General features: G+C 46.0%; 42 protein-coding genes and 2 pseudogenes. 34 read left to right on the top strand and 10 right to left on the bottom strand.

What is annotated here, in order from left to right:
- The 3 genes and pseudogenes from GNP95_RS25745 to GNP95_RS10835 form a co-directional block, all read left to right on the top strand.
- A pseudogene (locus GNP95_RS25745) lies at positions 1-680 on the top strand (flagellar hook-length control protein FliK); the annotation flags it as partial.
- Positions 677-988 (top strand): EscU/YscU/HrcU family type III secretion system export apparatus switch protein, encoded by a 312-nt coding sequence (locus GNP95_RS10830; RefSeq protein WP_155610890.1) that lies wholly within the window; start codon positions 677-679, stop codon positions 986-988. The pseudogene GNP95_RS25745 and the gene GNP95_RS10830, both read left to right, overlap by 4 nt.
- On the top strand, positions 978-1,376 hold the full coding sequence (locus GNP95_RS10835) for a YraN family protein (RefSeq protein ID WP_155610891.1): 399 nt from the start codon (positions 978-980) through the stop codon (positions 1,374-1,376). Before GNP95_RS10830 ends, GNP95_RS10835 begins: the two co-directional genes overlap by 11 nt.
- 177 nt (positions 1,377-1,553) lie before the next feature.
- Here GNP95_RS10835 and GNP95_RS10840 read toward each other — a convergent pair.
- The 8 genes and pseudogenes from GNP95_RS10840 to GNP95_RS10875 form a co-directional block, all read right to left on the bottom strand.
- A pseudogene (locus GNP95_RS10840) lies at positions 1,554-1,985 on the bottom strand (magnesium chelatase subunit ChlI family protein); the annotation flags it as partial.
- The gene (locus GNP95_RS10845; RefSeq protein WP_155610892.1) at positions 1,976-3,700 is read right to left on the bottom strand and encodes a recombinase family protein; all 1,725 of its coding nucleotides are present in this window, start codon (positions 3,698-3,700) and stop codon (positions 1,976-1,978) included. The pseudogene GNP95_RS10840 and the gene GNP95_RS10845, both read right to left, overlap by 10 nt.
- Positions 3,701-3,745: 45 nt before the next feature.
- Positions 3,746-4,375, bottom strand: coding sequence for an ImmA/IrrE family metallo-endopeptidase (locus GNP95_RS10850; protein ID WP_155610893.1), 630 nt, complete (start codon positions 4,373-4,375; stop codon positions 3,746-3,748).
- Positions 4,376-4,460: 85 nt separating this feature from the next.
- A complete protein-coding gene (locus GNP95_RS10855; protein WP_155610894.1) occupies positions 4,461-4,607 on the bottom strand; it encodes a hypothetical protein in 147 nt (48 codons plus the stop codon).
- Between the two features lie 70 nt (positions 4,608-4,677).
- Positions 4,678-5,145 (bottom strand): hypothetical protein, encoded by a 468-nt coding sequence (locus GNP95_RS10860; protein ID WP_155610895.1) that lies wholly within the window; start codon positions 5,143-5,145, stop codon positions 4,678-4,680.
- A gap of 53 nt (positions 5,146-5,198) precedes the next feature.
- A complete protein-coding gene (locus tag GNP95_RS10865) occupies positions 5,199-5,501 on the bottom strand; it encodes a hypothetical protein (RefSeq protein ID WP_155610896.1) in 303 nt (100 codons plus the stop codon).
- Complete coding sequence (locus tag GNP95_RS10870; RefSeq protein WP_155610897.1) at positions 5,498-6,595, bottom strand: SAP domain-containing protein; 1,098 nt, start codon at positions 6,593-6,595, stop codon at positions 5,498-5,500. The genes GNP95_RS10865 and GNP95_RS10870 overlap by 4 nt, the downstream gene beginning before the upstream one ends.
- Positions 6,596-6,633: 38 nt before the next feature.
- On the bottom strand, positions 6,634-6,975 hold the full coding sequence (locus GNP95_RS10875; protein ID WP_155610898.1) for a helix-turn-helix domain-containing protein: 342 nt from the start codon (positions 6,973-6,975) through the stop codon (positions 6,634-6,636).
- A gap of 143 nt (positions 6,976-7,118) precedes the next feature.
- On the opposite strand from GNP95_RS10875, the gene GNP95_RS10880 reads away from it, so the two are divergent.
- Positions 7,119-7,391: a helix-turn-helix transcriptional regulator gene (locus GNP95_RS10880; protein ID WP_413773741.1), complete on the top strand. Its 273-nt coding sequence runs from the start codon at positions 7,119-7,121 to the stop codon at positions 7,389-7,391.
- A gap of 166 nt (positions 7,392-7,557) precedes the next feature.
- Here the strand turns inward: GNP95_RS10880 and GNP95_RS10885 are convergent, their stop codons facing one another.
- Positions 7,558-7,794, bottom strand: a complete 237-nt coding sequence (locus tag GNP95_RS10885; RefSeq protein ID WP_155610899.1) for a hypothetical protein — start codon at positions 7,792-7,794, stop codon at positions 7,558-7,560.
- Positions 7,795-7,874: 80 nt separating this feature from the next.
- Between GNP95_RS10885 and GNP95_RS10890 the strand changes: the two genes are divergently transcribed.
- The 30 genes from GNP95_RS10890 to GNP95_RS11035 all read left to right on the top strand — a co-directional run bounded on the left by GNP95_RS10890 (position 7,875) and on the right by GNP95_RS11035 (position 23,178).
- Complete coding sequence (locus tag GNP95_RS10890) at positions 7,875-8,018, top strand: hypothetical protein (RefSeq protein WP_155610900.1); 144 nt, start codon at positions 7,875-7,877, stop codon at positions 8,016-8,018.
- 12 nt (positions 8,019-8,030) lie between these two features.
- Positions 8,031-8,177, top strand: coding sequence for a hypothetical protein (locus GNP95_RS10895; protein WP_155610901.1), 147 nt, complete (start codon positions 8,031-8,033; stop codon positions 8,175-8,177).
- Positions 8,178-8,534: 357 nt separating this feature from the next.
- Positions 8,535-8,765 carry a helix-turn-helix domain-containing protein gene (locus GNP95_RS10900; RefSeq protein ID WP_155611294.1) on the top strand — a complete coding sequence of 77 codons (231 nt, stop codon included), beginning with the start codon at positions 8,535-8,537 and terminating at the stop codon, positions 8,763-8,765.
- Between the two features lie 5 nt (positions 8,766-8,770).
- Positions 8,771-9,043 (top strand): hypothetical protein, encoded by a 273-nt coding sequence (locus tag GNP95_RS10905; RefSeq protein ID WP_155610902.1) that lies wholly within the window; start codon positions 8,771-8,773, stop codon positions 9,041-9,043.
- Positions 9,040-9,216: a hypothetical protein gene (locus GNP95_RS10910; protein ID WP_155610903.1), complete on the top strand. Its 177-nt coding sequence runs from the start codon at positions 9,040-9,042 to the stop codon at positions 9,214-9,216. The genes GNP95_RS10905 and GNP95_RS10910 overlap by 4 nt, the downstream gene beginning before the upstream one ends.
- Before the next feature lie 315 nt (positions 9,217-9,531).
- The gene (locus GNP95_RS10915) at positions 9,532-9,756 is read left to right on the top strand and encodes a hypothetical protein (protein WP_155610904.1); all 225 of its coding nucleotides are present in this window, start codon (positions 9,532-9,534) and stop codon (positions 9,754-9,756) included.
- 14 nt (positions 9,757-9,770) lie between these two features.
- Complete coding sequence (locus GNP95_RS10920; protein ID WP_155610905.1) at positions 9,771-10,088, top strand: VVA0879 family protein; 318 nt, start codon at positions 9,771-9,773, stop codon at positions 10,086-10,088.
- Positions 10,089-10,175: 87 nt separating this feature from the next.
- Complete coding sequence (locus tag GNP95_RS10925; protein WP_155610906.1) at positions 10,176-10,445, top strand: hypothetical protein; 270 nt, start codon at positions 10,176-10,178, stop codon at positions 10,443-10,445.
- The gene (locus GNP95_RS10930; protein ID WP_155610907.1) at positions 10,442-10,774 is read left to right on the top strand and encodes a hypothetical protein; all 333 of its coding nucleotides are present in this window, start codon (positions 10,442-10,444) and stop codon (positions 10,772-10,774) included. The genes GNP95_RS10925 and GNP95_RS10930 overlap by 4 nt, the downstream gene beginning before the upstream one ends.
- Positions 10,771-12,768, top strand: coding sequence for an AAA family ATPase (locus GNP95_RS10935; RefSeq protein ID WP_155610908.1), 1,998 nt, complete (start codon positions 10,771-10,773; stop codon positions 12,766-12,768). Before GNP95_RS10930 ends, GNP95_RS10935 begins: the two co-directional genes overlap by 4 nt.
- On the top strand, positions 12,769-13,833 hold the full coding sequence (locus GNP95_RS10940; protein WP_230873770.1) for a recombinase family protein: 1,065 nt from the start codon (positions 12,769-12,771) through the stop codon (positions 13,831-13,833).
- Complete coding sequence (locus GNP95_RS10945; RefSeq protein ID WP_330163397.1) at positions 13,830-14,537, top strand: MBL fold metallo-hydrolase; 708 nt, start codon at positions 13,830-13,832, stop codon at positions 14,535-14,537. Before GNP95_RS10940 ends, GNP95_RS10945 begins: the two co-directional genes overlap by 4 nt.
- Positions 14,534-14,722: a hypothetical protein gene (locus GNP95_RS10950; protein WP_155610910.1), complete on the top strand. Its 189-nt coding sequence runs from the start codon at positions 14,534-14,536 to the stop codon at positions 14,720-14,722. Before GNP95_RS10945 ends, GNP95_RS10950 begins: the two co-directional genes overlap by 4 nt.
- Positions 14,719-14,928 carry a hypothetical protein gene (locus GNP95_RS10955; RefSeq protein WP_155610911.1) on the top strand — a complete coding sequence of 70 codons (210 nt, stop codon included), beginning with the start codon at positions 14,719-14,721 and terminating at the stop codon, positions 14,926-14,928. The genes GNP95_RS10950 and GNP95_RS10955 overlap by 4 nt, the downstream gene beginning before the upstream one ends.
- The gene (locus tag GNP95_RS10960; RefSeq protein ID WP_155610912.1) at positions 14,925-15,203 is read left to right on the top strand and encodes a hypothetical protein; all 279 of its coding nucleotides are present in this window, start codon (positions 14,925-14,927) and stop codon (positions 15,201-15,203) included. Before GNP95_RS10955 ends, GNP95_RS10960 begins: the two co-directional genes overlap by 4 nt.
- A 24-nt stretch (positions 15,204-15,227) precedes the next feature.
- Positions 15,228-16,202 (top strand): MarR family transcriptional regulator, encoded by a 975-nt coding sequence (locus tag GNP95_RS10965; RefSeq protein ID WP_230873771.1) that lies wholly within the window; start codon positions 15,228-15,230, stop codon positions 16,200-16,202.
- Positions 16,180-16,518: a hypothetical protein gene (locus GNP95_RS10970; RefSeq protein ID WP_155610914.1), complete on the top strand. Its 339-nt coding sequence runs from the start codon at positions 16,180-16,182 to the stop codon at positions 16,516-16,518. Before GNP95_RS10965 ends, GNP95_RS10970 begins: the two co-directional genes overlap by 23 nt.
- The gene (dnaB, locus tag GNP95_RS10975) at positions 16,496-17,920 is read left to right on the top strand and encodes a replicative DNA helicase (protein WP_155610915.1); all 1,425 of its coding nucleotides are present in this window, start codon (positions 16,496-16,498) and stop codon (positions 17,918-17,920) included. The genes GNP95_RS10970 and dnaB overlap by 23 nt, the downstream gene beginning before the upstream one ends.
- 69 nt (positions 17,921-17,989) lie before the next feature.
- Complete coding sequence (locus GNP95_RS26430) at positions 17,990-18,121, top strand: hypothetical protein (protein ID WP_269058962.1); 132 nt, start codon at positions 17,990-17,992, stop codon at positions 18,119-18,121.
- Positions 18,122-18,243: 122 nt separating this feature from the next.
- Positions 18,244-18,657, top strand: a complete 414-nt coding sequence (locus GNP95_RS10985) for a RusA family crossover junction endodeoxyribonuclease (RefSeq protein ID WP_155610917.1) — start codon at positions 18,244-18,246, stop codon at positions 18,655-18,657.
- 29 nt (positions 18,658-18,686) lie between these two features.
- Positions 18,687-19,433 carry a hypothetical protein gene (locus tag GNP95_RS10990; RefSeq protein WP_230873772.1) on the top strand — a complete coding sequence of 249 codons (747 nt, stop codon included), beginning with the start codon at positions 18,687-18,689 and terminating at the stop codon, positions 19,431-19,433.
- A gap of 78 nt (positions 19,434-19,511) precedes the next feature.
- Positions 19,512-19,748 (top strand): hypothetical protein, encoded by a 237-nt coding sequence (locus GNP95_RS10995; protein ID WP_155610919.1) that lies wholly within the window; start codon positions 19,512-19,514, stop codon positions 19,746-19,748.
- Positions 19,748-20,545, top strand: coding sequence for an HNH endonuclease signature motif containing protein (locus tag GNP95_RS11000; protein ID WP_155610920.1), 798 nt, complete (start codon positions 19,748-19,750; stop codon positions 20,543-20,545). The genes GNP95_RS10995 and GNP95_RS11000 overlap by 1 nt, the downstream gene beginning before the upstream one ends.
- 22 nt (positions 20,546-20,567) lie before the next feature.
- Positions 20,568-20,834: a hypothetical protein gene (locus tag GNP95_RS11005; RefSeq protein ID WP_155610921.1), complete on the top strand. Its 267-nt coding sequence runs from the start codon at positions 20,568-20,570 to the stop codon at positions 20,832-20,834.
- A gap of 17 nt (positions 20,835-20,851) precedes the next feature.
- On the top strand, positions 20,852-21,247 hold the full coding sequence (locus GNP95_RS11010) for a LexA family protein (protein WP_155610922.1): 396 nt from the start codon (positions 20,852-20,854) through the stop codon (positions 21,245-21,247).
- Positions 21,225-21,599 carry a hypothetical protein gene (locus GNP95_RS25750; RefSeq protein ID WP_196427144.1) on the top strand — a complete coding sequence of 125 codons (375 nt, stop codon included), beginning with the start codon at positions 21,225-21,227 and terminating at the stop codon, positions 21,597-21,599. Before GNP95_RS11010 ends, GNP95_RS25750 begins: the two co-directional genes overlap by 23 nt.
- Positions 21,596-22,069 carry an ASCH domain-containing protein gene (locus GNP95_RS11020; RefSeq protein WP_155610923.1) on the top strand — a complete coding sequence of 158 codons (474 nt, stop codon included), beginning with the start codon at positions 21,596-21,598 and terminating at the stop codon, positions 22,067-22,069. Before GNP95_RS25750 ends, GNP95_RS11020 begins: the two co-directional genes overlap by 4 nt.
- A gap of 24 nt (positions 22,070-22,093) precedes the next feature.
- Positions 22,094-22,408: a hypothetical protein gene (locus GNP95_RS11025; protein ID WP_155610924.1), complete on the top strand. Its 315-nt coding sequence runs from the start codon at positions 22,094-22,096 to the stop codon at positions 22,406-22,408.
- 19 nt (positions 22,409-22,427) lie between these two features.
- Positions 22,428-22,586 (top strand): hypothetical protein, encoded by a 159-nt coding sequence (locus tag GNP95_RS11030; RefSeq protein ID WP_155610925.1) that lies wholly within the window; start codon positions 22,428-22,430, stop codon positions 22,584-22,586.
- A gap of 100 nt (positions 22,587-22,686) precedes the next feature.
- Positions 22,687-23,178 carry a hypothetical protein gene (locus tag GNP95_RS11035; protein ID WP_155610926.1) on the top strand — a complete coding sequence of 164 codons (492 nt, stop codon included), beginning with the start codon at positions 22,687-22,689 and terminating at the stop codon, positions 23,176-23,178.
- A gap of 52 nt (positions 23,179-23,230) precedes the next feature.
- Here the strand turns inward: GNP95_RS11035 and GNP95_RS11040 are convergent, their stop codons facing one another.
- On the bottom strand, positions 23,231-23,671 hold the full coding sequence (locus GNP95_RS11040; protein WP_155610927.1) for a hypothetical protein: 441 nt from the start codon (positions 23,669-23,671) through the stop codon (positions 23,231-23,233).
- Positions 23,672-23,911: the final 240 nt, after the last annotated feature.

Raw genomic sequence — 23,911 nt, forward strand, 5'->3', positions numbered from 1 at the left:
GCGAGGCGGCCAGCGGCATGCTGCAGGCCGCCAGCACGGGCGCAGCCCCGGGCGGCGCAGGCCAGGCCGCCGGGGCGCTGGCGCATGGCGCTGCCGCTGCACAGCAGGCCGGCGTTCTGCCAGAGGCGGCGGCCCGCGAGACGCTGAAGGGCGTGCTGCTGCAATTGCTAGCTGCGGACGACGTGCCGGCACCGCTGCAGGAGGCCGCACGCCAGCTCGTACATCAGCTGACTGGACAGCAGCTGCTGCTGAATACGGATCGTACTGCGCCTTTTGCACAGGTGACGCTGTTCCTGCCCTTTATTGGAGAGGACGGCGAACAGACTGCGGCCGTTCATATCGAATCCCGCCGCGGCCGCAAAGGGGAGCTGGATGCGGCCAATTGCCGGCTCTGGTTCGATCTGCAAATGAAATCGCTTGGCTTGATCATGCTGGACGTCCAGGTGCTGGACAAGAAGGTCATGTTGAAAATTTATGCCGAAGCGGAGACGACCGGGCAGTTCCTCGAATCCCGGGAGGAGGAGGTTCAGGAGGCGCTGCAAACAGCCGGTTACCAGCTGGTATCTCTGAAGAGCGGCCTTCTGCCTTCCGTAGAACCTGAAACGATGGGCGCAAATGAGCCGGGTTCCCCATTTTCGTATACGCCGACGACCTATAAAGGGGTGGATTATCGGATATGAGTGAGAGCAGTGAAGATCAGCGCCCCTACCAAATCAGAAAAGCCGTCGCCCTCAAATACGATCCATCCCAAAGCGACGCGCCGGTCGTCGCGGCCAAAGGGAGCGGCTATCTGGCCGATCAAATACTGGAGAAGGCCAAAGAGCACGGCGTGCCCGTACAGGAGGATGCCGCACTTGTAGAAGTGCTCTCCAAACTGGATCTGGATCAGCAGATTCCTCCAGAGCTGTACACGCTGGTAGCCGAAATACTTAGCTTTATATACCGTTCAGATAAAATGGCGGAGAAGGGGATTTCCCATGAATATTGACCCAAATGGCAAGCGCATACGCCCTTTGGATGGGAGAAAAGCAAGAGGGCGATTGGCCGAAGAAGCCGGAGCACGCTATTTGCAGGCACAAGGTTACGAACTGCTTGAGCGCAATTGGCGCTGCCGTTCAGGAGAAATCGACATCATCGCAAAACAAGAGGGTGTAATTGTAATCATAGAAGTGAGAAGCCGAAGTGTACATAATGAACAGTTCGGGACGCCGGCGGAATCTATCACACCCCGTAAAATGAAACAAATCAGAGAGACTGCTGCCGTATATCTGCACAGGACACAGCAATATAACGAGCGGGTTCGCTTCGACGTTCTGGCCTTGCAGATGAGAGGGAATGAGATGATTTCCATTGAGCACATCCCTGCTGCTTTCTAATAAGATACATCCTGCGACCCTTGAACATCAGCGAGCTAGAACGCATTTAACGGCAGATTGCTTTGTCTTACAGAATGAAAACCATATAGCCTTGCTGTCATAGCATGGGTGAGAGATCAGATTCCTCGAACCCATCTGAAGACGGCAAGGCTATGTTTTATTTATAGATAAACCGATTTATCCATTCGCATCGGCGATTCTATGATCAAGCTGGCGGTACTGAATCGCTTCGGCGACATGACCACCAGAAATGCAGTCGGCCCCTTTCAAATCCGCGATCGTGCGGGACAGCTTGATGATACGGTCGTAGGCGCGCATACTGAGGCCGATTGATTGAAAAGTGGCTTCCAGCAGCTGCACTGCTTCCCGGTTTAACCGCGCATATTTCCGCAGCAGTTTGCCGCTTAGCTCGCTATTGCAGGAGATCTCCAGCCCTTTGTAACGCTGCTGCTGCAGCTCCTGTGCATAAAGCACTGCTTTTCTCATTTCTGCCGAGCTAAGGGGCTGTTTATCGTTCAGCCAATTTGCCGGCAGTGGAACTTCAACATGCATGTCGATACGATCCAGCAGAGGGCCGGAAATACGCTCCCGGTATTGGGCTACCCGATAGGGGCTGCAGGTACAGCGCGGGAGCGGCGGCTGGCCTCCAAAAAATCCGCACGGACAAGCGTGTCGTCAGTACCTTTGGGGCTTTCAAAGCTATATTGCACTTTAACCTCAGCCTTACGCTTTTGAGGGCTACCGTCTGGCGGCTGAATAGTGTATACAGTGATTTTATTCACCAAGGTTTTAACGATCTGCCGTTTAGTTTCGTATGATGGATCCTTATCGATCTTAGATCTAAAATCTAGTAGTAACTTTTCCGCATTGCGAAATTGCACTGTAACTAGCTCATCTGCATTAAGCAATGCATTAAGTTGCTTAATTCGTTTTTCTAAATTCATACTTTCTTCCATGATCTCTTGCAGCTGTTTTTCAACGTCTGCTGCAGTGATCATTTTTTGTCTATACAGGCTCAAAATGCTTTGTCGTTCATTCTCTTTATCTTCCAAGCTTTTAACTACTAGATCAATTTCGTGGAAGTACTCATTTCTTAGGCTTCGTTTAACGTTCATTCCTTCCTGCAGCTCCTTAATTGCATCACCTGGGTTTAAGATAAAGTTTACGCATTCAGCCCACACCATCTCTTCGATCCACTCACCTGGAATATTTTTAGATCGGCACTTTTCGTGTGAAGGTCCTTTATAAGCGCTTTTTCCGGTACAAACGTAGAAGGCCTTCATTGGCCGACTGCCATCGCTAGACTTAGAACCTGTTGAGTAGGATGTACCAACATACGTACGACCGCAGCAACCACATTTAATAATACCTCGAAGCAAATATTTCCTTGTCGCATTACGTACCCCTTCTAGTTGATTCTCACGAAGTGTTTCTTGAGCAACATCCCAGACCGTTTCTGACACAATAGCAGGAACTTCTCTCCGAATAATTTCACGATCTTTCTTGGAACGCTTGCCATAATCGTGTATCCCTTTATATGTTGAGTTTTTAATGATTGAGCCAACTCTCCCAGGATACCAGATTCCAGCTGTATTCACTTTTCGTTTGCCTCTATCCTTAACTTTACGCTTATTTACTACATAAGATGGAGGAATATTTAAAGCATTAAGGTAGTCGGCAACTTGAATCGTAGTCATCTTTTGATCTGCTATTAGATGATAAACCAACCGAACGACCCCGGCCTCTGACAAATCTTCGTTACCAGGAAGCGGATCTTCATTAACTTCCAAAAAACCTTCCGCATCCACCCTATATCCATATGGCACAATACCACCCAGCCATTTGCCTAGTCGAGCGTGCCGATTAGCACCATGCCATAGTGTCTCGACCAGAGTATCGCGATCAAATTCAGCTTGTCCAGCTAGGAGAGTTATTACAAATCGCCCCATAGGGGTGCTGGTATCAAATGGCTCGGTCATCGACTTAATAGTCACACCGTATTCTTCTAACTGATATATAGCATCTAGAGTAATCCTTGCTTTACGACCGAGGCGCTTCATATTGTAGATAAGAACTGTTTTGAATTTCCCTGCCTTTGCATCTTCTAACAATCGCTGTCCTTCTGGGCGATCCGCCAGGGGGATTGTCCCAGTTACACCATCATCTTTATACCAATCCACAATGTTTAATCCATGTAAATCACAGTATTTTATAGCAAATTCAATTTGGCTTTGGATGGTTTCACGTTCTTGTTGGTCATCACTGGAAACTCGTGGATAAACAGCAACATCTTCAACTTTATTTAATTCAGGAAAATTAATCATTCTTAAATCCTCCTAAAGATATTTACAAGTTAAGTAACGGAAAAATCACAGCAGTCCTTTGTCTCTGTAACCAGGCATACCTTTCGCCAGCAGTTGCCGGTTTAGTTGCTTTAAAATTCGCTGTGTCTCGGGAGACCAAGTTGGCTGCCGATTCTTCCTGTGGTTGGTTAATTCCTGGCTTCTGCGTTCGGCGGCCAAGCTCCCATTCATTTCTCGTCTATATATTTGTTCTAACCGCTGTTCAGCTAAATCCAGTGTGACATTAAACGTCTCTGATACTAGATGGAGAGCATCCCACTTACGATCAGGGAGCTCCAACTGACTAAACATATAGAAGGGCATGGTTGCGTATAAGACAAAAGCTTCTGCTTCAAACTCCTGCGCTTGTTCAAAGAGTTCAGGCATATAGCGTTGATCGCCGGCATGCCTAAGTACGTGACATAGTTCGTGGAAAAAAACTGTACGTGCCCTGGCATCCGAGGCTCGCTTGTCTATAAAAATGACTCGCAGCTCGTTGTCGGAAAATGATGGTGAGTCAGAAAACAAAAGTTTCACGTCGAATGCTTCAGCAATACATTCAAGGTCGTATAGATCTGCAGGCGTAAAAATTCTATTTTCAAGCAACATGCTTGATATCCATTGTTCTAAGTTAGTTTCTTTATAAAATGTAAACATGAATATCACCTCTTGACGGGAATGTACGTTCGGTTTTTGCGTGAAAAGAAAAGCCGTTTCCGGCTAGAATAACTAGATGATCAGATCACTTCTTTTTATCAGGATTCTTCGGCGGAGAGGATGCAATTTTGACGATAAGTTCCGGATCGATGTTAACGCCTTGGGTTTTAATAATGACGGGTTCAGGCTTTGGATATTGTCCGGATCCTGTAAACACTCCGATTCTGATCACAGAAAACACCTCCATGAAGGGAATGTACGTTCGATTTTTGTATAAAAATAAAAGCCATTGCTGGCTAGTTTTATTTTTGGTTATATAATTGCAATTCCAGTTTTGCTTTGAGAGCTACAGTTTCTTCTATGAAACTAAAACATGGATTTTTTGAATTGTGACAGTGCTCCCACATATCATCAAAGTATAACTTACCACCTTTTCCCTTGCTGTAACAAAATTTACGTGCACGCTCAAATGTTGAAATTGCCAGTTCACATTGCTTAATTTTATCTTCAACAGTTTGACAAGATTTAATCTTGGAAACCGACTCATATATAGAATCTTCAAATTGTGAGACTTCCGATTGGTATTTTCGAGAAAAGTTAAAAGCTAAATCTTCTTCGCGCTCAGTTCTATGAAATTTCGGGTTAAGACTATTTTTTTCTGAAATTTCAGCATTTTCAAGCCCCTTTATTATTAACGCTGGAATGTCATTTTCAAGAATTGGGCTACCGTCTTTCTTTCCCCATAGGGTATTACTAATTTTTTTTAACATTATGAATCATCCCACCAAATAAATCCTCATCGGCTGAGGGACTTGCTCTTGCATCAACGATTTTTTAATTTGTCGACTTCCAGTTCGAGATCCGCGATACGATGATTTAGGAAACGGACATCACCACGAATATCGGATAAGGTCTCATCCATTTTTTGCTCAATCCGAACAGTGCTGCCATGGATTTTATTCACATCCATCGCCAGTGCTTCCAGTTTGGCATCCGTTTCTTCTTGCCGATCGCGGATGGCAGTGGTAATTTGATGGAGTTCAGACTGGCCAGACTCGAGGCTGCCGAGACGTGTGTTCATAGATTTTAGCTCGTCTAAAATTTTAGTTAGGATTTGGTCGCTCATAAGCGCACCTCCGGTTGCATCTTATCTTTCGATTTTAAATATCTATGCTTTGCGATTCGATAGATTTTTTTAAGTGAATCAATGTCTTTTTCTATCTCTAGTATAAGAATTTGATATGTCTCTTCCTTGGTAAACAAGTGGAAGGGCGCTTCGACTTGATCGATTGTCTCAAAATAAAGTCGCTGAAAATCATCTGTGTTTAGGTTAAGTTTCTTTTGAAAAGAAATTATTTTTGAGATAATACCAGGCGCTATAGTACAAAATGATTTCTCATACGGAAAAAAACCACGCTCGAAAATATACATGTAATTCAAATTAAAGTTGTTGTCCATCCCACTCAAATCAAAGAAACAAACAAGGAAGAGGTTTGTTAGTGATTCACGAAGATTCCCTTCTATATACTGAATTACTGAAATGCTGTGGATATCGTTTCTGTAAAGTCCCCAATTGTTATTTAATTTATTTCTCTCTTTACGTTCATTCAATATTCTATAGGCAATCTGAAATTTGTTATAAGAAGGTTCTTTCTTCTTTATTTGATCAGCTTCAAAAATTGTAATATTTGTTTTTGCTAAATGGCTATGGAAGAAAGGAACATGTTCGTTCTCATCTAATGTTCTTTTTGCCGTTTCGGATAATTCGTAAGTTTCTTCAGGGAAATGAAGATGAAGTTGTGATATTGATAAAGAACTCAACAATCTGGAAATTAGTACTTTCTTAGTACCTGATACAGGGATATTCATTTTTTTCAACACTTCTTTTAAGTCAGAAACCGTTGAAGAATTTAAGTTGCTTTCAATGTTATACGACTTGTTTATCAGACCAGAAAAAATAAGTTTGTTTAATAAATCATTTGGGTCAATTTCATATAGATAATTCCAAAAACCAGCGAATTGCATTTCGCCTACTTTAGTCCCGCTGGCATAATGGAGCATGAGTATATCTACTGGTGTTAACTCGGATACGGAAAGTCTAGTTATTTTTTCAGATTGTTTCGTAATATTATTTTCAGTCGGATTGTTTGTTGCGGCTTCTTCCTGGGAAGAATCCATTGCAGACTTTTTCTCGAAAAATCTAAACAATTTGGAAAACATATTCGTCTCCCTTTCTCCCCATCGGCTGGAGTACTTGCTCACTTTTTCTCGTCGTTTTTCATCTTTTTGAGTTGCTCTCGATACGCCTTCAATGTGGCTTCCATAACTGCAATTTCATCAGGCGTGTAATTTTTTGAGCCGCCGTAGAAGGACATATTCGTTTCGTAGCTATCTGGTTTATTTGTTCTACCATGTAAATAATCAGTAGTTACATTAAAATGATCAGCAATCTGATTTGTAAGTTTAAATGAAGGCTCCCTCTCATCTCGTTCATACATGCCTATTGCACTTTCACTGACCTTGAACAACTTGGCAAGGTCTTTTTGCGTTAAGTTATTTTCTATACGTAAAGTTCTCAGTCTTTGACCGAAAGTAGCCATCAATTCATCACCCGATTATATTCTAACACATAGCGTGTTATTTTTTAATGAAAGAACACAAAATGTGTTGACAACACAGAGCGTGCGGTGTATATTATGACTAACAACACAAAATGTGGTTTTGCGGAGGGGTGGTGTATAACTTGATCTTTGATATGAAGGAGCTAATCGCTAAAAGGTTAATCGAGCTTCGGGGCGCTGCTGGCAGAGAAGAGACTGCTAAAGCAATAAGAATTAGTGTAAGTGCGCTTCAAATGTATGAAAATGCTCAACGGATCCCTAAGGATGAAATAAAAGTGAGGATTGCAAATCACTACAAAAAAACTGTACAAGAAATTTTTTTTGACCCAGAACCACACGAAACGTGCGGTGATGGTAGGCAATCCGCAACATCCGATCGAAAGGAGGTGGGGTGACAAGTGAACGAGGAACGAATATCTATTCTCGTTGAACAACTTGCTGGTCTTAAACAATATGAGTGGTCAAGGATCAAGCAACAAGTTGACATGATGTTTAGTTCGAAAGCCGCCAAGGTGGAGCTTGACGACTTGTCCGAACTAAAAAGAAATTTGGAGATTGAGTTCAATCTTCGACGATTTGGATAAAGATCGGATTAATCCGATAGTCCTTTCCTTTGTATCGAATATGGACATAGTCGAGCTGATACATTGTGTGTTCCTCTTTTTTATTCGGACTCCAAATTTCTGCATTCTCTTCCCACCATAAAGAAGGGGCAACAAAACGGGGGCCCATGACACATTCGTCATCGGCAGTAAGATCAACCCATTCACCAAGAAGATTTGCGTAAACCTTTTTCAAGCGTGTTCACCTCCCTTTAGAATCTTATTTCGATAAAGGAGTGATAAATTCCTACACTTTGCACGAAAGGAGGTCATATCTTGGAACACAACCTGCAAGACGTTAAGGCGATCCGTGAAACGCGCGATCCTGAAGAAGCAACAAAATTGCTGGAAGACGGCTGGGTGATTAACTACATGAACCACGAACCAAGCCGCAGCCGGTATGTACTCATTAAATTATAGGGAAGTGAGTTTATGGCCAATCCGCAAGGGATTACCTACAAGGCAGAATATGAGCCCGATATGGAGCGAATGGTCGAGGCCTTGAAAATTGTTAAGGAAGCTCCGCTACCTAAGAAGGATGACAGTAATAAGCAGGACGAGCTACAGGAAGGAGCCTAGCATGAGATTCCGCTGGATGCGTCAATCTTCCCGGGCAGCCTTGATCGCAGCCATTGTCACGCGAGTGGTACTCCGGGGGATGAAAATCGAGGAAGCCCTGGATAAATCAATTCCGAAGTTTGGATACAACCCTGAAAAACTATCACAGCTAGAACGAAAGCGAATCCTTCGGGATGCAAGGTTGGAACTGAAAAGGATAGAAGAAACCCGTCGGAGCGGTACCGTAAGCCGACGGGCAGGGGGATAAGGGGGTGGGGTAAAGCTCTAACTATATATTATTACGAATATCCTCACCTGCCTATTCCGATCTGGAATAAAACGGGAGGTGAACATGAATTGTTGAAGTTTGGAGCTATAATGCAGGCCTGCCGGGAGCGGGCCGGATTAACCCAGGAAGAAATGGCAGCTCGTCTGAATCGGACACAGAGTTGCATCAGTAAGTATGAGAAAGACCATAAGGTGCCCGACATGCCAACTATGATGCAATGGGTGGAGGCCACAGGTGCTAAAGAAGTGTTAATAGCGTTTTTGTACGGCTTGGATGGTCTGAGTATCATGCAGGATCTAATGAGATTAGTGGGAGGCTGATGGATTTGAAAAGAGAGGTATTAGCAGCACAAGCGCGAGCGGCTGGACAAGCCGCAGAACATAATTTGCAGTTGATTGTAAGGGATCCGGACAGAATGATTCATCCAACTAAGTTGGTAGATGGAATCACTTACCTGAACACCATGATCAGATTTGCGGAAGAAGAAATGAAAAACGACCGCCGGCCAGGGCAGTCGCGTTTGAGAACACGTCTTAAGAGTCTCTTGCTGTTCATTGTACTTGTTGAACGTCGTGAAGGCAAGGGGGGAACCGCGTGATTGTTAAAGACAATGTGGAGCATCTAATCGGCCGAGAACTTACAGAGAAGGAAACTCGGACTATTGATTGGTTGAATACTTGGGAGGCGAGCACCAGCAGCACGATTGCTCATTTAATCAATGCTGCATACATTAACGGGCGCCTCATGCAGAAGGAAAGAAATAAGGAATAGGACAGGCTTCGGCCCTGTCTCCCGACGTCGGACGGTTTTTATAACCTTTTCTCCGTTCGGCGTCGAGAGATGCGGCTGACGCATCCAAGGTGGTGGCGGAATAGGGATCGCAACGCCTGTGAGTCGAGAAGTAGGGTGAAAATCCCGGCGTTTAAGTTGCCGGCAGCAGCTGGCTGTAAAATCCAATGCGGCTTTGCGGTGAAGTCTGGTCCGTGCATTGCGCTAACTGGCGACCAATGATCAACTAAGTGCAAACCGTAGTAAGGTGCAAATCCTTACCCACCTTGACAAGTACATAGGAAAGGAGGACAAACCATGCAGATAATTCAACGGTTAACGGTAGTTAGCAATCCAACGCGGGTATTCGAAGTTGGGACGGAGATCGACGGCCGGGAGGTAATCGAGATCAAACAGGTAGGTCACGAACATGATTCCGTTCATTCTGAATTCTTTGTACTGGATGAAGAAGGAAACCTGATTTCGAGCATTGAGAACTGCCCGGTCGTAGTGGATTGGAAAACCATCGCTATTCATGATTAAGAGGAGGTAGTCACTTGATAAAACAGGCTTTGCTAGAGTGGAGAACCGAAGCAGTTACTCGCTTTGGGGAAAAAACGGCCTTCTGGAAATTTGTTTGCCCTAAATGTGGGAATGTTCAGTCACCTAAGGATTTTGTAGATGTAGGGATTGATCAGGAAAAAGCAGCAAACATGTCATATCAGGGATGTATTGGTCGTGCAGTTAAGGATCAGGGCTGTAATTGGGCAGCATATGGCTTCTTGGGAACTATGGGGAAAGGACGCATTATAATTGCTCCTGACGGTCGCGAAGTGGAGGTATTTGACTTCGCAGATCCTGAAAACGAAAAATGACCCGCAGCAACGGGTCACAGGCATTACAAATTTTCTTGCCCCTATCGTAGCAGATCGGGGCAAATCACACAAGTGGGAGGGATCGGGATGTCAAGGGCACACTCGGCCTACACAGTTGATCTAAGTCAGCAAAACACAGATACCAAGGTACAACCTGCTGACCCCTATAATCCTGCAGTACTTGAGATCCGCGGGAACTTTGGCAGCATTCAGATCGCCGCCGCGGATGAGCAACTGGCAGAAGTCGAGTCCGCAATTCGAACTTATCTGGACGGAATCCGCTACCCGGAGACACCGGATCAGCAAGTCATCTTAAATTATGAAATCAATAAATCTGTTGAGGAGGAAATCGCATGACTAGACAAACGATTGTTGACCGATTACTGGCACTGCCCAGGGAAATTGCAATTGCTGAGCGGGCTCTATTGGCAACCGAAGAAGAACTTCGCAAGCGCAAATCAGATTTGCAGGCTAAGGAAGATGAACTCTTAAGTAATGGCACTATTGATGGGAAAAACGGGGAGATTCGCGCAGCTCAGTTGCGATCATTCACGGGATTTAATCGCCAAGAAGTTGCATTCGCCGAAAAAGATCTCATGAAAGCGCAAGTCGACTTACGGCTACTGAATACTGAACTGGAGGCACTTAAGGCGGTCGTAGATTTGTTGAAGGGGGCTGCGGCATGAAAAAAATCGTTTTGGAGCGATTGACGCTCCGTAATTTCAAAGGGTTCCGGGATTTCACACTTTCCACCAACGGCGGGCATGTTGACGCATTCGGAGATAACGGAACCGGGAAAACAACCCTGTTTGACGGCTTTATTTGGCTCTTGTTTGGCAAGGATAGCGCAAACCGGTCGGAGCAGAAATTTGAAATTAAGGAACTGGACTCCTCGGGGAAAGTGCTTCGACACAAGCTGGAGCACGAAGTGGAAGCGGATCTTCTGGTCAACGACCGCCGCCGGACATTCCGGCGGGTCTATGCCGAAAAATGGACCAAGAAGCGTGGATCCGTTACAGATTCTTTCGAAGGACACGCCACGGATTACTACGTTGACGGAGTTCCCGTAAAGCTTTCTGAGTATCAAGCTGAAGTGGATTCCCTCATTAAAGAGGATCTCTTCCGCCTCCTGACTAGTCCTTCCTATTTTAATGAACAGCTTAAAAAGGAGGAGCGCCGGAAGGTACTGCTCGAAATCTGCGGCGATGTTACGGATGCGGAAGTAATTCATTCCAATCCTTCGCTCAGCCGATTGCCGGCCATCCTGGGTGAGCGAGATGTTGAAGCTCACAAAAAGACTGTTGCAGCCCGCTGCAAAATGATCAACAAGGAAATTGAGGAACTGCCGGTTCGTATCAGTGAAGCCCAGCGGAATCTACCTAATGTTGCTCATTTAGATGAAGAATTACTGCAGGAAGATATTGATTCCATTCGTTCACGAATTAAAGAGAAGGAAGAGGAGTTGTTCCGCATTAAGAATGGTGGAGAAACGGCGGTTAAGGAAAAACGGATTCGTCAAATTGATGGCGAGCTTCTCGCCATCCAGAATCGGCTTCAGTCGGCTGTACTGGATAACGTCACATTCAAACGCAATGAAGTAAATCAACTGCAGAAGGAATACGATGCAATTCGTCGGCAAATTGACGGTAAGAAATATCATATTCAGCAAAACGAGCAGAGCATTGAACTGAAGAGTCGCGAGGCAGATCGGCTCCGTACCGAGTGGACGGAGGTCAATAGCCAGTCATTTGAGGGGCACCAGCACGATGCGAACTGCTCCGCCTGTGGTCAGGCTCTCCCTGCAGAGCAGATTCAGGAAGCTTACGCTAAAGCAGAGGCCGCCTACAACCGTTCGAAAGCAGAGCGACTTGAGCAGATCAACATCCGAGGAAAGGCGGCCAAGGAGGAAATTCGCCGCTTGCAGGATGAAAACGATCGATTCAATCAGGAAATCGAGCAACTGAGCGACAAGGCTTCTGAGTTAAAAACGACGCTGACGGTGGCTGAGGCGGAACTTGAGGAGCTTCGTTCAGGCATTCAGGACCCGAACGCAGATCCTGATTATCGGAAGTTGCTTATAGAAAAGGAAGAGGTTCAGCAGGAAATAAATCGTCTGCGTGATTCAGCCAATGGTGAACTCTCCCGAGTACAACAGGAGTTATCTACTCTTCAAATTGATCTTCGGACGCTCGAAGAGGACAAGGCTAAATTTGCTCAAGTCAGGAAGATAGAGTTGCGGATTGCTGAATTGGAGAAACAGGAACGTACCCTGGCTGCTGAATACGAACGGCTTCAGGAGGAAATTTTCCTTACAGAGGAATTTACCCGATCTAGAGTTGCCCTCCTGGATACAAAAATTAATTCAAAATTCAAATATGCCCGGTTCCGTCTTTTTGTAGATCAGATCAATGGTGGCTATAAAGATGTCTGCGACACGCTTTACAACGGTGTGCCCTATGACGGTGGGCTGAACAATGCGGCACGGATCAATGTCGGCCTGGACATCATTAATACACTTTCTGAGCATTATGGATTCTCGGCCCCGATCTTTATCGATAACGCCGAGGCCGTGACCCAGTTGATCGAAACGGATGCCCAGGTGATTCGCCTGGTCGTAAGTGAGAAGGATAAAAAGCTTCGGATTGAAACGAAGAACGATAACATGCAGGAGGCGATTTAATTGACAACTCAACAACAGGCTATAACAAAACAGGAACCGACCCAATCTGAACGCTTTATGGCCAAGGTGATCGCTGAGTTTGGCTCCAGCGTTGGCGAAGTTGCATTGACAAACTTCCAAAAGCGCCTCGCTCAGAATTATTTCATAGCCTTGGATTCAGTCTTAAAGTCCACTGAGGAAAAGCGTCTCAAAAAATCTGAAAAATATCGCGATCCGTTACCAGTGACTTGGTTAAACGTGAATATGGATAAACTTGCTAGGGATGTTGTGGCCTACGCAAGAATCGGATTCGATCCATCCCAGCCCAATCATATCAACTTGATTCCGTTTAAGAACAACAACACTGGTAAGTATGACATCGGTTTTATAGAGGGATACCGGGGCATCGAACTCAAAGCCACAAAGTATGGTCTGGATGTACCGGATCATGTAACAGTCGAGCTTGTTTATTCGAATGATCGCTTCAAGCCAATAAAGAAGGATGCAAATAATCCTCATGAGGGTTACGAGTTTGAGATTGTAAATGCTTTTGATCGAGGGAGCATTATCGGAGGATTTTATTTCCACCAATATTCCCAAACGCCTGAAAAAAACAAGTTGGTTATGATGACCAAAAAAGATATTGAAAAACGTAAGCCGGCACACGCCAGTCCTGAGTTTTGGGGCGGTGAGAAGGACACGTGGGAGAATGGTAGAAAGGTCGGTAAAGAGGCCGTTGAAGGCTGGCATGAAAAGATGTGTTGGAAGACGGTATACCGTGCCGCCTTCAATGATATAACCATTGACAGCCAGAAGATTGATGACGATTACTTGCGTTTGAAACAGATGGAAAGCGATTTTGCAGAGGCGGAGGTTGAACAAGAGATCAATGCCAATGCGAACAAAGACGTTATCGATATTACACCTCCGGTAGGTTCAGAGCCTAATCCGGAAACAGAACCACCAAAGGAACCAGTGCAGTCTTCCGACACCAAGGCAGTGACGGCTGACCAAGGTGTGATGGATTTTGAAGACTTCACGGGGGATATCCCACCACTTGGTAATGAAGGGCCTGATTCTTGGTGATTGATATTCAAAGTCTTGGCTCCAGCAGTGCGGGCAATGCCTACCGGATTTCGGATGGACATACCGCCCTCCTGCTGGAAGCTGGCTTCCCTTATAAGTCTTTGCAGCGGGCTTTGAACTTTAGAATGTCGGACATTGCCGGCTGCCTGATCACACATGAGCACTTGGATCACAGCAAAGCCGCTAAGGACGTCATGAAGGCAGGGATTGACGTTTATACCAGTCAGGGTACTGCGGAATCCCTAGACCTTTCTGGCCATCGCTTAAAGCCCATCAGGGCACATGAGCAATTTACCGTCGGCACATGGACAATCAAGGCGTTCGAGATCGAGCATGATGTAGCGGAACCACTAGGGTTTGTCCTGGCTAATACGGCAGGAGACAAGCTTGTATTCCTGACTGATACCTACTATTGCAGATACCGCTTCGCCGGCCTTACTCACATCATGGTGGAATGCAATTATTCCATTGATATCGTTAACCGTCGGGTGGCCGCTGGAGAGTTGCATCCAGGCCAAAAGAAACGACTTCTTCGGTCTCATTTCGGACTTGAGCATGTAAAAGGCTTCTTGAGAGCCAATGACATCAGCAAGGTGCAAGAGATTTGGCTGCTGCACTTATCGGATGGAAATTCCGATGCGGATCGCTTTAAGCAAGAGATTCAGGAGACAACCGGGAAACTGGTTCGGGTGGCCGATCGATGATCGAGGACAGACCAATTATGCGCAGCATGATGGGCGAGCGGATATGGCGGCTGATGCAGTCTGATCCGGAAGGATTCAAGCGGGAGACACGGAACTACTTTGCCCGGGCATACCCCGGCTGGACCGTTATAAGAGTGAGATATCCATTCGTGTTTTTACGTGATGATAGGGGGAATCGGCGATGAGTGTAGTCCAACTTGACTTGTTTTCGTTTAAACCTGAACCGCAGGTGGAACAACGAGCACCGGTTTTAAACGGCATGTACTACGAGCGCAGCACAGGCAAGTTCGTATCTTATGTGCAGGGTCGTCGCTATTACGAGGTAACGCCGGCTCGCTGCTTGGGAGACAAAGCCTGGAAAGAAAGAATAATGAGGGAGCGATCGATATGAGCATGACTAAAGAGGTAAATGAGCCTCACACAAATGAAATTATCCAGTTTCTGCAGGAAAAGAATGAGGAGGCAAAGGAGGCAGGGATTGAACAGCACGCACGTTTTGTTATGAGTGTTGCTTTTACATTAGGTTCTCTCATTGGGTTTGATCTCAAGCCCGAAGGATATGGTCCAATGGTAGGCGCGACCATTGAAGCGCTCACGGATGGCCTGCAGGCGGCAGCTACCCATAAGGGTGTCAAAGTAACCTTCGTTAAAGTCGTGCGTGATTGAAAGTAAGCTAGGGGGATGAAGCATATGCCCGAAGGCAGTTACCCTTTTCCAATGTACTCAGGGCTTTTAGAGCCAGAACACTACAAGAAAATAGGCGCGGCGATATGGCTTTTTGCATGGTGCATTAGCTCCACGACCAAGGAGGTTGAGAAAGACGGGACTGTCTGGGGTATAGTGCTCGGCAATAAGCCCTTGAAACTGTCGGACATTGCTGAACGATTTGGGGTCAATAACAAAACGGTAAGCCGCTGGATAGACACCTTAGAGCAACATGAGTACATACGAGTGACCAGGGCTGCAAGGGGATTAATTTTATCGGTTCGAAATTCGAAGAAGTGGACGGACAAGACGGACAAAAATGTCCGATCACCCGGAAGTGAACAGACAGAAATGTCTTATCACAGCGACAGTGATAAGACAAATATGTCCGATCTCTCGAATGATGATCAGACAGAAATGTCCGATCAGTTAGGTAATGAACAGACAATATTGTCCGATCATGAGAAAAATTCAGCAAGTGATCGGACAGAAATGTCTGATCTAAAAGATATTAAAGATCTTACTACTACTACTACTACGGATTTCGAAATTGATTCGATAGATGCAAGATCAAACGGAATGATTGCTATTTTAAACGCTTATTGCAAATTGCATAGAAAACTTGATTTTCATGTTAAACCACGTGAACGCGAAGCCATGGGTAAGATGGTCGCCGGGGGGATGCCGGTACCCTTTACCATCCGAACTATGGAGAGCCTGCTTCAGGCAAAGCGTGAACGGGAGGGAGACAGCTTTAAATACCCGACTAGCTTTTTGTATTACGTGGACGCAATCGAGGAAGCCTGGCTAAACTCCCAAACTACCAGCCCACAGATGGTTGGAGTCGCCCAGGGAGCGCCAGAACATCCAAAACGAATGACCAAACAACAGCGAGAAATTGATGCATTAGAACGATTTATCGAGGAGGAACGAAGACGTGGAGCTCATAGAAGTCGCTGAACTATACAAGCATATAAAAAAGCACTATCCCTTCTTCGATGCATCCGTTGAAAAAATCAAGGAAGACCATGAACAGTATCTTAAAGACTTCCCGGAGGATATAGCCTGGCATAACATCCATCAGCATATTAAGACTGAGACTGTAACACCGGGGATACCGCACATTCGCGGGAGGCTCGGTGAGCAGATTGAGCGTGACCGGATGCAGACGGCGACCGCCGAATACTTCGCAACTCGGGAGGAGGCGCGGAAGCAAGCATGTCTACCGCCGCCAGGCTGGAAGGAGGCTGTCTATGCAAAGCTCGGTCGATCCTGAAGTGATAATGCCCCACGATTTGGCTTCTGAGTGTTCAGTGATCGGCGCGATCCTGGTCGAAGCGGAGGTATATGAGCAAGCCGAATCACTTAGTCCGCAGGCGTTTTACAACGACATTAATCGGACGATATTCGCCCGGATTACTGATCTTGCAAACGAAGGAGAGCCGATTGACCTTGTGACGTTGACCTCGCGCCTACAGGAACGGGGTGAGTTAGAAAAGATTGGCGGTGTCAGTTATTTATCCAAGCTGGCACATGCAGTGCCGAAGACAGAGAACATCGAATCCTATGTGACCAAAGTGCAAGAGAAATTCTTGCTTCGAGAGATCATCCAATCCGCACAGTCACAGATTGCTGCAGCAGCTGCTGGCGGCAGTGATGTTCAGACGTTGCTTACGGAAATGCAGCTAGCTACTGCCAAACTGACAGACCAAGCAGCTCCGCCACAAGATTTCAAATCGATCAAGGATGTTCTGATTGAAGTCGTTGAAACCACAGAAGACAAGGCTGAAGGTTTTAAAACCGGGAAAGTAACAGGCATTCAAACGGGATATGGGGATTTAGATGGTATGTTGGGAGGATTGCAGAGGAGTGACTTGATCATTGTGGCGGCACGGCCGTCCGTGGGTAAGACAGCATTTGCTCTTAACATTGCTCAAAACGTAGCTACTCGGATTTCGGAGCCAGTAGCAATATTCAGTCTTGAAATGTCAGCCGCACAGTTGGTCACACGTATGGTCAGCGCAGAGGGCAATCTCGAGGCAGGCAAGCTTAAGATCGGGGACATGGGGGACGCCGATTGGGGCACAATGGCGGATGCCGTCGGTGTCCTGGGCAGTACGAATATCAAGATTGATGATTCCGCAGGCATTACGATTCATGATATCCGGGCAAAATGTCGGCGGTTGAAGAAGCAAGAAGGTCTGGGCCTGGTCGTGATCGATTACCTGCAACTAATTGCTAGCGTTGGTAAAGGTCGCGGTTCCGAGAACAGGCAGCAGGAAGTGTCTGAGATTTCCCGGACGCTGAAACATCTGGCTCGTGAGCTGGATGTTCCGGTCATCGCCTTATCCCAACTCAGCCGGGGCGTGGAGCAGCGGCAGGACAAGCGGCCGATGATGTCCGACTTGCGGGAATCAGGGGCGATAGAGCAGGATGCCGATGTCGTGGCGTTCTTGTATCGGGATGATTATTACAACCAGGAGACGGAGAAGAAGAACATCATCGAGATTATTATTGCTAAGCAGCGGAACGGTCCAGTTGGCACGGTTGAGCTCGTGTTCCTGAAGCAATTCAATAAGTTTGTAAACTACGAGCGCGTGCATACAGATCCAGGGCCAGTACCACCCGAGCCAACGAAACGTATTCCGGACATGCACAGAAGAAATAGGGCGTCGTGAGGAGGAGGGTGAGAATTGAGTACTCCGTGGAGCAAGTGGAGTGTTTACGAGTATATGCGACACACATACATGTGGACTGGTCGGCAGCCGGATCTGTCGGAACTGATCGGGAACTTTTCGGAAGTTCCATTGTCGGAGATTAAGGAGGGCATGAAAGAATTCGAGCTCACCGTCACGATCGGGGGCGGTAAACGTGTGTAGTGAAGCATTGGTAGATCCATTTTTTCAAGATGTGCCCTGGGACTTGATATATAACGACAGCGGCGAGTTGATCGGTGAGGTTTATGTGCTGCTGGGGGCAGCACGGAGGGAGGGAGATCCATATGATTCAGTTCACCGTTTACGGCGAACCGGTCGCGCAGGGAAGGCCAAAGTTCAGCACGGCGGGAGGGTTCCCAAAGGCGTATGACCCTGCGAAATCCCGACATTATAAGGATTATGTTCGTTTGGCCGCTACGGAGTATGCTCCGGCAGTACCATTAGAAGGCCCGATCGGAATGGTCTTGACGGTTTATAGATCTACACCAAAGAGCTTCAGTAGGAAAAAAGCCGCGCTGGCCGAAGAGGGGAAACTTACTCCAACGACTAAGCCAGACGTGGACAATTACCTCAAAGGGGTCAAGGATGCGCTTAAGGGCGTAATTTGGCGGGATGACAGTCAGGTTGTTGAGGTTTATGCACGGAAGCGGTACAGCGCCCGGCCAAGGATTGAAGTAAAAATCAAGGAGTTATCATAATTTTTCATAGAGGGGAAAGTGATGGGGATATGTTTATGAAGAATCACGCAAAATTTACTGCCGAAATTGCGAAGGGTATCAGCATCAAAGAAACAAACGTCGAGGTGAAACTGCTTATTCCTTTGAAGTCTGCCCAGGAACATTTGGTTTTCCTTAGCAGTAACCAAGGGGAAAAAATAAATGTCTTCCTCGGTGATCCGCAGGCAGCGCTTGATTTCGGTGAAGATGAGGATGCCATGTATCAAAAATATACAGGTCGCTACGTTACCACTGACAGCTCCGGCGTGGTTACCAAGGTCGAGAAGCCGGATGGTGAAGAGGAAGATGAGAATCAGCAACAGTTATTTGAAGCAGGACTGGAACAAGGTGACGATGAGCCAGATGAATACGAACAAGAATTACTCAATGCGATGGATCAGCAAAATAATTCTGACATTCCAGACTGGATGCAGGACGAATCGACTAGCGATCAGGAAATGGATTTTGGCGAACAAAGTGAGCAAAATGGAGAACCTTCTCACGAAGCTGCAGTTGATTCAGAAACTGTTCCAGAGGTCGATAAAAAGCAGCTGGAAGAATTCATCCTGAAGGAGCAGCCGATGTTTGAAGATATTCCGTTTGACTTTCCTCAATTCTTGAAACGCCGGAAGGAAGAGGGCAAGACATGGATAGAGATTGCCAAGGAAGCCGGCGTACCGAGCTCACAAATTAATTCCAAGTATGTTGTGTATAAGAAGCGAGTAACTAAGATGATGAAAGACGGCGGGGCAGCGTAACCAGGCGTTTGAAAATAAAAAGGGCCCATTGCGGCCCTTTAACCAAACATATGATCTTATTTTTGTGAGGTGTAGGACATGAAGAACACTTTGGGGGATTTGAATAATCACTTATTTGCTCAACTTGAGCGACTAAGTGATGAAGAATTATCCGGGGAAAAGTTGTTTGATGAAATCAGTAGAGCCAAGGCTGTCACGAGTGTAGCATCTCAGATCATTGCAAACGGAACTCTGGTGTTGGAGGCCAGGAAGCTTGCAGACGATCGAATGAATGCGGACACTAAGATTCCTAAGATGCTAGAAGGTGGCAGCTGATGCATCGCTGGACGGATGAGCAGAAAAACTATATTCGTGAGATAGCCCAAGGCAGGTATAATTCTGAAATTGTTGATTTGTTTAATAACAGGTTTGGAACTGAGATCTCTGAGGGACAAATTAAAAGCTTTAAGGCAAACCATAAGATAAAAAGTAATGTCCCACGGAAACGCACAACCGGCGATGAAGGTTTGTTCACACTAGAGCAAAAGGAGTTCATCAGGCAAAATGTTGAGGGCCGACTAAATCAAGAACTCGCTGATCTAGTCAATGAAAAATTTGGTCTACAGATCACGGCTAGGCAAATGAATACGTATAAAAAAAATCACGGTTTGGTAAGTGGATTGGATTTTCGGTTCCCAAAAGGGTTTACTCCGGCAAATAAAGGAACAAAGGGACTATACAATGTAGGCGGTAATCGTACTTCGTTTAAGCCAGGTCATAAGCCTTCGAATTATAAACCTGTTGGTTATGAACGAATTGATCGTGATGGATATACGCTGATTAAAGTTTCTGATGAAGGCCCTTGGAACAAAAGATGGCGACATAAGCACAAGGTGATTTGGGAAGAAAAGCATGGCCCAATTCCAAAAGGTCACGTAATTATCTTTGCAGATCAGAACAAACGTAACATTCATTTGGATAACTTGATTCTGATCAAACAGAGCCAACTTTCAGTCTTGAATAGAAAAGGCTTGCTCCATAATGATGCTGAACTAACCAAAACCGGCATAATCATGGCGGACATATATCGGAAAATTAGCGAAAGAAAGCGAAATGGAAAGGGAAGGCGTTAAGCCATTTCAAGGGGGGAGAAACATGACCAGACAGTTCTCGCACGAAGAATGTATGTCGCTGCTGGCCGACATAAGGAGCTCACAGCTTGGTGACTGGACGCATGATATCCATACGATCGAATCCGGCCCGGCTAGATTTGTAGCTCGCGCCAAAATCCCAAGCGGCACCGAGGTTGTCTACTATCGGACTGAGAGTGGCGCAAGGGCATGGCCAGCGGCTAATTGGGACAGGTACGCAGTGCCTCGAGCGGTTAAGCAAGTGGAACCGGAGCAACTGGAGTTATTTTAAAAGGATGGTGACACACGATGACCAACAAGCCATTAACCCAACGGCAAGCTGAGGCACTGGAGTTCATAAAATCATTCGTGGCCAATAAGAGGTATCCTCCGACGGTGAGGGAGATCGCCGATCACATGCATTACAGTTCATCTTCGACCGTGTTTGAACTTCTTGGGCAGCTTGTTAAGAAGGGCTTCATATCCAAAGGGGAGGGGCCGAGAACAATTCAAGTTATTGATAAAAACGACATTCCCGGAAGCAGAGATAGGTCAAGTAGAGAAGATGTTCTGAGAATGAAGGCAGCCCTTAGGAACATATTGGACATTTGCACGGATGATTTTGCTAGATACCAGGCACGTTATGGCCTTGGTATTAATGAAGAAGGGAGCAATGAAGGTTATGAGCGAACCAGGACTTTATAACAAATACCAGATTATCAACCGAGAGACCGGGCAGGAGTTGGTAGGCGCCTCCTTCGTGCTTAAGCCGGCCAATGATTCGGCGGCGCGGGCGGCATTAATGGCGTATGCCGAGGTTACGGATAACAGGCAGCTCGCTATAGAGATTACAGCATGGGTTTCAAGCCTGCCGGAGCTGATGAAATGTGATTGGTGTGACGAGCCGGCGGCGGAGTTAAGTAATCCTCACATGTTTGATATGGCAATTGGAAAACGCATGTGCCGTCATTGTTGGGAGCATGACCGAGAGGCTTACATGGGAGTATACGGTGAAGATATCGGGCAGTTCAAATCGATTGGAGGGGACAACCCTTGAAAGCCATAACGATTATTCAGCCCTGGGCGACACTGATCGCTCTTGAAGAAAAGAAATTTGAAACCCGTGGTTGGGCGACCAGGTACCGTGGAGAACTGGCCATCCATGCTGGCAAGCAGATGGATAGGGAGATATGCCAACAGGAGCCTTTTCGCAGCGTACTGTCCAAGCATGGCTATACGGCAGATAATTTGCCGACAGGAGCAGTGGTGGCCGTAGCCAATTTGACCGAGTGTTGTCGAATTGAAAGGTTGGGAGATTGGGGGGGCGATATTGAACCTGTTAAATTGCATTATCCCAACGGAAGAGTCTTAATTTGGGCCGGAGCTTTAAAAAATACTAAAGAATTCTTTTTTGGAGATTACACAGACGGCCGCTATGCCTGGGAGCTTACGGACGTCCAACAGCTGCAGGATCCGATCCCGGCCAAGGGCATGCAGCGGCTATGGAATTGGGAGTATGTAAAGTAAACACTTTTTTAAAGGAGGATAGTCATGGCAAACCGTTATACGCTTACAGAGAAGATTCGGGAGAAATATACTCCTATTGTCCAGGAATTCATCCAAAAGTTAGAGGATTCAAATCCAAAAGACACTGATATTCTCTTGGAGGTTGATTTTAGTGACACAGAGCTTAATCCATACACCTTGGGAGAACTCCTGGAGGAGCTTGGGTATGAGAGAGGCGACCAACAAGAGAATGGTTGGCAGTTGAATTTCTGGATTCCTTATACAAAGCAAGGTTGCAAGGCTATTCAAGTTGATGGGACAGGAATTACATTCGAACTAAAATTGATGGAAAAAAATTAATGCGACAGGGGGCACGACGGTGCTAGATAAAGGATTTGAGTGTGAAGTATGGACGCCCGAGCGGATCGAGGCACACTTAAAAGTGATCGGCGCGGACAAGCCGCCAGAACCGCAGAATGAGTTTCCGTTTAAGATTACAGCTCCGAAGCAGGGGCGTTGGGGAAAATACTTAAAATGAATATGCAAAGACCCCCATATCCTTGGCCGGGGCGGGGGTCAATCGGTAAATGTTTCCTTCATTCTCATTCAAATATAGCACACAAAGGGGAATGAGGGGAATGGCGATGGCGTGGGAACAGGGGGAGCTTTTTCCGAAGGCATCAGAGCAGGAGATCCAGCGTACAAAGTTCCTGCTCGGGAAATATACAAGTATGATTTCTTTGATGCGAGACTTCGAGGAAAATGAACAGGATTTGAAGCAGGTGGCCATTGATGGGGAAGTGGCTCGCCGCATTGATCAGGAAGACCTTCATGCGGATAAGACAGCTAATGCAACGATTATGATTGAGAAGCAGCGTTGGGTTTATCAGCAATATAAGTTTTACACTACACAACTATTAAGAGCTTGGGGGCTTATTCAAGATCCTGATGAGAAGCGGGCGGTTGAATACCGATATATCCAAGGTTATTCGCCTAAGGAGACAGTGCTGTTCTTCCGTCACAGTATGTCTGACAGTACTATTCGTCGAAAAATCGATGACGGGGTGAAAAGCATGGCCAACTCGCTTAAGTTGATGGGATTCTTTGAACAAGACAACGCAGATTTTTAATGGATATTAAAGATAGCGGCAAGCTAAAATGATTAATTTGCCGCTATTGTGTTTATTTAATTTTATTCAACTTAGTAACTACAAATCCTTGATCATAATTATGCCGGAACGTAATTTGATATTTTACTGCCTCTTTGTCGATTTTATTTTTGGTGACCTTGTGAAAACTCGCGATTAGATCCAATTCATAAAATCCACCGTCGGTTTGTCTCATACTAGTCACTTTAAACGGATCAAAGCTATATATATTTTTGACTCCTGGAATTAAGTATTGTTTTTCTTGAAGAGCAAACAAAATTTTCCTCTGTAATTCAGTTGTTAAAATTCGTTCGAGTTGTCCTTCCCTGGATTTAGGAAATTCCCATAATGCAACCCACTCAATAGAGTCCTTTTTTTCTACCTGATTTTGCTTTGGGGGTAAAGCGGCTGCGGACTGACATGACAGCGACGTTCCGATAATGAGGCTTGCTGCAATGCTAAGTGTTTTTTTCATAAATATCACCTCATCATAGATCTTCCCCTTTATACATGATTTTATGTAATAGTGCATCAAAGGATAGCGAATCATAGTTAGATAGAGTTTTTGACCAAGAACTGAACACAACATGACCACAAGTTGAACACCACATGACGGATTTCCCATGTTAGTATGTAAGCATAGAAAAAGGCGGGAATGACACGCACGGCTGCATGAATGCGGCGATGAACCGGGGCGTACCTCTCCTGCCTTTTC

Source organism: Paenibacillus woosongensis, assembly GCF_009725165.1.
In the GTDB taxonomy this organism is placed as follows: domain Bacteria; phylum Bacillota; class Bacilli; order Paenibacillales; family Paenibacillaceae; genus Fontibacillus; species Fontibacillus woosongensis.